Annotated in this window: 8 protein-coding genes; 5 read left to right on the top strand and 3 right to left on the bottom strand. The window is 46.8% G+C overall.

Features of this window, described 5'->3' with window-relative positions; translation table 11 throughout:
* Nucleotides 1–298: 298 nt before the first annotated feature.
* Nucleotides 299–1,417, bottom strand: coding sequence for a tyrosine-type recombinase/integrase (locus tag KBS54_01180; GenBank protein ID MBQ0054746.1), 1,119 nt, complete (start codon nucleotides 1,415–1,417; stop codon nucleotides 299–301).
* 187 nt (nucleotides 1,418–1,604) lie between these two features.
* On the opposite strand from KBS54_01180, the gene KBS54_01175 reads away from it, so the two are divergent.
* Nucleotides 1,605–1,961 (top strand): type II toxin-antitoxin system RelE/ParE family toxin, encoded by a 357-nt coding sequence (locus KBS54_01175; protein MBQ0054745.1) that lies wholly within the window; start codon nucleotides 1,605–1,607, stop codon nucleotides 1,959–1,961.
* A complete protein-coding gene (locus tag KBS54_01170; GenBank protein ID MBQ0054744.1) occupies nucleotides 1,962–2,282 on the top strand; it encodes a helix-turn-helix domain-containing protein in 321 nt (106 codons plus the stop codon).
* 57 nt (nucleotides 2,283–2,339) lie between these two features.
* Here KBS54_01170 and KBS54_01165 read toward each other — a convergent pair whose 3' ends face one another.
* Nucleotides 2,340–2,636, bottom strand: a complete 297-nt coding sequence (locus tag KBS54_01165; protein MBQ0054743.1) for a helix-turn-helix transcriptional regulator — start codon at nucleotides 2,634–2,636, stop codon at nucleotides 2,340–2,342.
* A gap of 3 nt (nucleotides 2,637–2,639) precedes the next feature.
* A complete protein-coding gene (locus KBS54_01160) occupies nucleotides 2,640–2,984 on the bottom strand; it encodes a type II toxin-antitoxin system RelE/ParE family toxin (protein MBQ0054742.1) in 345 nt (114 codons plus the stop codon).
* Nucleotides 2,985–3,080: 96 nt separating this feature from the next.
* On the opposite strand from KBS54_01160, the gene KBS54_01155 reads away from it, so the two are divergent.
* The 3 genes from KBS54_01155 to KBS54_01145 form a co-directional block, all read left to right on the top strand.
* The gene (locus KBS54_01155; GenBank protein ID MBQ0054741.1) at nucleotides 3,081–3,527 is read left to right on the top strand and encodes a hypothetical protein; all 447 of its coding nucleotides are present in this window, start codon (nucleotides 3,081–3,083) and stop codon (nucleotides 3,525–3,527) included.
* A gap of 113 nt (nucleotides 3,528–3,640) precedes the next feature.
* Nucleotides 3,641–4,246, top strand: a complete 606-nt coding sequence (locus tag KBS54_01150) for an NYN domain-containing protein (protein ID MBQ0054740.1) — start codon at nucleotides 3,641–3,643, stop codon at nucleotides 4,244–4,246.
* A 484-nt stretch (nucleotides 4,247–4,730) separates the two neighbouring features.
* Nucleotides 4,731–5,020: S-layer homology domain-containing protein (locus KBS54_01145; GenBank protein MBQ0054739.1), on the top strand; the 290-nt coding region annotated here is incomplete at its 3' end.

Raw genomic sequence — 5,020 nt, 5'->3', positions numbered from 1 at the left:
AGCTTCGTTACGCGTTTGTCGAGTTTGTCGGTTTTCGCGCCGAGTGCTGCGAGTTCGTCTTTGAATTCGACGCAGAGTTTCTTAAGAAGTTCAACGTCTTTTTTGCTTGCGTGTTTCGCATCGCCTGCCGCGACCGCGCGGGCGACCATTGCTGCTACTTCATAACGCGTTGCCTGCTGGGCACCTTTGAATGTCCGAAAGCGGTTTTATTTTGTCTTTCATTTTTTCAAAATTTCAGGGCGCGTTAAAACAGCCGTGTATAACTTCCGTGTAACATGCCGCCGTTTTTTCACCTTTTTTATTCCAAAACGGAGACGGCTTCGGCAAGCACACTCGGCGCAAGATGCGCGTAGCGTTCGGTCATTTGAAGCGTTGAATGGCACATAAGCTTCTGTACGACGTGCATTGAAACTCCCGCCATTGCAAGGCGGCTTGCAAAATCGTGCCTCAGGCAGTGCCAGCTGAAATTTTTTATCCCTGCCTGCTCCAACAGTTTGCAAAACTGCGTCCGCGTGTCGCTCAGGCGTTTGCCGTGGATGGAAAACACAAGCCCTTTCTGCTTTCGCGTTCGTTTTTTCCATCGTGCAAGCTCTTCGCAGGCAGCGTCGTTCAGCGGAAGCACTGCGTCTTTTCCGCCTTTCATAATCGCCGCTTCCAGTTTCAGCTGCTTGTTTTCAAGGTCAACGTTGCTCCATTTCAATTTCAGCAGTGTGCCCTTTCGTATTCCCGTGTTCAGACTAAGGATAATCGCAGTTTTCATCCATTTCGTTCCGCATTTTTCCGCCGCGGACAGAAGTTTTTCCCTCTCCTCCGGCGTGAGATAACGCTCGACAATTTTGGAATCCTTTTGCGAAACCTTTGAGACGCTGAAAGGCACTTCGGGGATAAGCTCCTGCCGCTTTGCCCATGAAAGCATTGAGCGCAGCGCGGCAAGTCGTCTGTTAACGGTCGCTCCCTTGATTTTCGTCTGTCGTTTCTGCCACGCGGAAATCGTTTCGCTCGTCAGCGAAGAAACCGGCGCAGGAAGAAATTCGCCGAACTGCTGTATCATACGCACGGTTTTCTTCCCGCTCTTGCGCTGTTTTTTAACCCACGGCTCATATTTTTTCAGAAGCTCCGCAACGGTTACGGAAGGTGCCCGAAGCCATGCGGGGTCGCTGTTTTCAAGCCACAGGCGCGACAAAAATCTTTTTGCCGCCGCACGCACTTCGCAAAGCGGCGTAAAGCCCGGCGCAAGCTTGATATTCCGCTGGCGTCTTGCAGGTCTCGGCGTGCGGTAATTTATATAGAAGGTTTTCTTCCCCGACGGCTCCACGCGCAGGAAAAGCCCTTTAACCTCAGTATCGCGCAAATCGTAGCGCTTCTCGCGCGGCGCGGCGTAATTGACAAGTCTCTGTGTAAGCTTTGCAACAGTCATAACCTCTAACCCCCGTAAATTTAATAAAAGCAGTCAGAAAATTTTACCGCCGGCAGCCTGTTATACAAAAGTTATACGGAAAGAAATTTCCGCAGGGTAAAATTAGGGAAAAATTGGGGAAAATAATAACTAATAAGTTATTGACATTCAATAACTTATTAGTTATTATATTGGCGAGGTGGAGAAAATGTACGAGATACGTTTCTACAGAAACAGACGAGGAGAGGTGCCTGTTTTGGAATATATGCGGTCTCTTGCCGAACGTTCCGGCAAAGATGCCCGCATAAACCTTCAAAAGATAACAGACTACATAAGTTTGCTGCGCCAATACGGCACATTGCTTGGAAAACCTGAAATAGACTATCTTGGCGATGGAATTTGGGAACTGCGCCCCGTAAGAAACCGAATACTTTTTGTTGTGTGGCATGATAACTGCTTCATCCTGTTACACCATTTCATCAAAAGCACGCAAAAAACACCGAAACGCGAAATCGAACAAGCAAAACATGAGTACAACGAAATATTAAAACGAGGTGAAATATAAATGAAGCATGACTTTATAGGACCAACCTGGGAAGAAGTCGAGGCAGAACTTTTTACGCCTGAAGAAATAGCTGAGAGCAAGGCGCGGGTGGAAATACTCGCTGCACTGATATTCGCGCGCCGCGAACAAGGCATCAGCCAGAAAAAACTTGAAGAACTCAGCGGCATCAAACAGCCTGTAATAGCACGAACTGAACGCGGAACATCAAATCCCCGCCTTGATACTGTGCTGAAACTGCTCACATCGCTCGGCAAAACACTTGCGGTCGTTCCGCTTGAAAAAACGCAGCGAAGACAGCACCGTGCCGCACAGCCGGAATAAAAGAGCAAAAAGCGGCGGATACCCCGCCGCTTTTATCATATTGCCGTTATTGCCGAACTACACTGTCAGCCTGTGAGAAACACCGTCAGGAAACTCAGCTTCAACCCTCAAAGAACCGCCCATACCCTCAACAAGCCGTTTCAGCGTTGACAACTTCATATCCTCCTCATGCTCCATCTTTGCTATTGCCGGCTGTGACACACGCAGCGCCGCCGCAAGCTGCTTTTGCGACACCCTGCGCGCTTTCCGCGCCATCTCAAGCTGATAGGCAAAAATCAGCTTTTGGGTACCTTCTTCAATTTTACGGCGTCTTTCTTCCGGCAGAGACGCCATATAGTCTCTAAATGTACGCATTTACTAACCCTCCTGTGTTTCCAGATATTTTTCATAAATCTTTTCAGCCTTTACAATGCTCTTTTCATACCAGCGCTTAACGCCGCTCTTGTCACCGCCGAGCAGCATAACCGCGTTTCTTTTCGGGTCAAAAACATACAGCATTCTGTATGCTCTGTCATTTATATCAGTCCGCAACTCACGCAAATTGTACCTTGCGCCGAAAATCTTACTGCTGTATGGGAACGGCATGACAACGCCAAGTTCTTCCAGCATGCCTATCAACATAGACAACTTGTCCTGTGTTTCTTCATCGTTAGCAAGAAACCACGCTTGAAATTCATTGGTCAATACTACGCGTACGCTCATCACACCACCGCCGAATATAACCTGCAGGTTATATTATCACATAAAAAAAAACTGTCAACAGCACATCAAAAAATTTTGCGTTGACAGTTTGACCGTTTGACAATAGAAAAAATGGGGAAAAGTACGTTTGAATATACTTCTCCCCGCGTTGCTTTTGAAACCTTGTGTTGCTTTTGCTGCATAAAAAATCCCAACGCCGGAGAGGGAGCCGTGTGTGGACTTGAAGCCGGGCAGTGCCCACTACTGCGTGTATTTTACGTGTTGCAGCGCTTCAATCGTCGTACCTCGAACAGGTGCGGATTTGTCGCGGCGATGTTGACGGGATTACGCAAACGCGAATGCGATTTTTATTTTTGTTCGGGGCGGGCAGACTTCGCGGAGTCAAACGTTCGTTTGGCTGATATTGTCAGCTTAAGACTTCCGCAAGTCTCCGAACGTTCGGGAGTTCGCCCGCAAGCAAGGCATATAAAATTTGTTTCTTGCCCCTACATATACAAAAACGACCTTTCTCCTCAAAATGGCAACCTGTTTTTCAACATTTGACATCTTGGAAAAATTCTGTATAATATAGCCATCTTGTCCCTCTTGGAAGAGTCGAGAGTACTCGTCGCAATACTTTCAAGAGGGTTATTTTTTGAACTAAGGAGCTCTGACTGTTGATAGAGCCTAAACTTAAGAGAGTTGTAACTTTCTTTGACATACAGAATTTTTACCTCACGTCAAAAAATGCATGGGGCTGTTCTTATCCTGATTTTGACCCTGTGGCGCTCTCAATTCTTACAACATCAAAGCATGCCGATTGGAAACTTACAGGCATAAAACTTTATACGGGAATTCACAGCATTGAAAAAAATGAAAGGTGGCATAAATTCTGGACGAACAAACTTAATTTTCACAAAGAGAAGGACAGCCGTGTATCTTTTTATACAACCCTGTTGCATTACAGCGGAGGCTGTGCACACGAGAAAGGCATTGATATCCGCATAGCGCTGGATTTGGTGCGTATGGCAAGAACAAACGATTACGACATCGCGCTGCTGTTCAGCTCAGACAGCGATTTTTGCGAGGTCGCAGGCGAAATCAGGGCAATTGCAAAAGAAAAAGACCGCTGGATAAAAATTGTTTCCGTTTTCCCCGACGCTTTAAAACGGGGCATTGACAAAACAGACTGGCTGCCGCTCTCAAAAGACGAATACGACAAGTGTACTGATACGAACAACTATCTTACTGATATACCTGTAACTGAACAGCCTCTGTGTTAACTTGTTACAGCATTTTAGTCAGAAAACTTTGTCTGACGCCCCCCCCCCATCACAAATCTCGAAAAACAAAACATTTGACAAACCCAAAACTTTATGCTTTAATAACAATCGCAAGTTTGGAACCTTGACAAAATTGTCGTGTTCGGCAGCGTTACGGCGGGCGCGGCAGCATACAGAAGACAGAATTAAAACGAATATTGTCAGGAGAAAACGAAACCCAAGAAACAAAAATCAAAATTCTCCTTTCATTATATATAACTCTAATTGCTTGAAATCTGCGATGACCCTCGAAGGCGCGAAAGGATGGTGAAAACACAACCCTGCCAATAAAGGAGAGCAGACGGAAAGGCGAAAGCGAAGCAAGCGACAGAGGCCCGAAGACTTTGTGTGAAGGAAACCAGGATACTTAGACAAAGATCGATGGCAACCCCGCAAGCGGAGCTTACGCAATAAAAAATACACAACTAAGGGGTTGTAAAAAACAATGAAGAAATTTATGGCAGTACTCGCAGTAGTAGCACTCGTAGCATTTGCAGCACCTGCATTTGCAGCCAACCCGTTCGCAGACGTTCCTGCAGGACATTGGGCGTATGATGCAGTAGCACAGCTCGCAGCTGATGGTCTTATCAGCGGATATCCTGATGGCGCATTCAAAGGTGCCCAGCAGGCAACACGTTATGAAGTAGCGGCAATGGTCGCCCGCGCGGTCGCGGCAGGCGATGCGAAACACGCAAGCAAAAAAGACGTCGAACTTCTTAAGAAACTCTGCGTCGA

Origin of the sequence: Candidatus Equadaptatus faecalis, assembly GCA_018065065.1 — a bacterium.
GTDB lineage: Bacteria > Synergistota > Synergistia > Synergistales > Synergistaceae > Equadaptatus > Equadaptatus faecalis.
Note: the sequence above shows the minus strand (reverse complement) of the source record. Positions and strands in the feature narration are given on the sequence as shown.

What these genes read in the sequence shown, in the direction of transcription:
- KBS54_01160 (MBQ0054742.1), bottom strand. Translation starts at nt 2,984, where the DNA reads ATGAGCGTACGCGTAGTATTGACCAATGAATTTCAAGCGTGGTTTCTT.
- KBS54_01170 (MBQ0054744.1), top strand. Translation starts at nt 1,962, where the DNA reads ATGAAGCATGACTTTATAGGACCAACCTGGGAAGAAGTCGAGGCAGAA.
- KBS54_01180 (MBQ0054746.1), bottom strand. Translation starts at nt 1,417, where the DNA reads ATGACTGTTGCAAAGCTTACACAGAGACTTGTCAATTACGCCGCGCCG.
- KBS54_01175 (MBQ0054745.1), top strand. Translation starts at nt 1,605, where the DNA reads ATGTACGAGATACGTTTCTACAGAAACAGACGAGGAGAGGTGCCTGTT.
- KBS54_01165 (MBQ0054743.1), bottom strand. Translation starts at nt 2,636, where the DNA reads ATGCGTACATTTAGAGACTATATGGCGTCTCTGCCGGAAGAAAGACGC.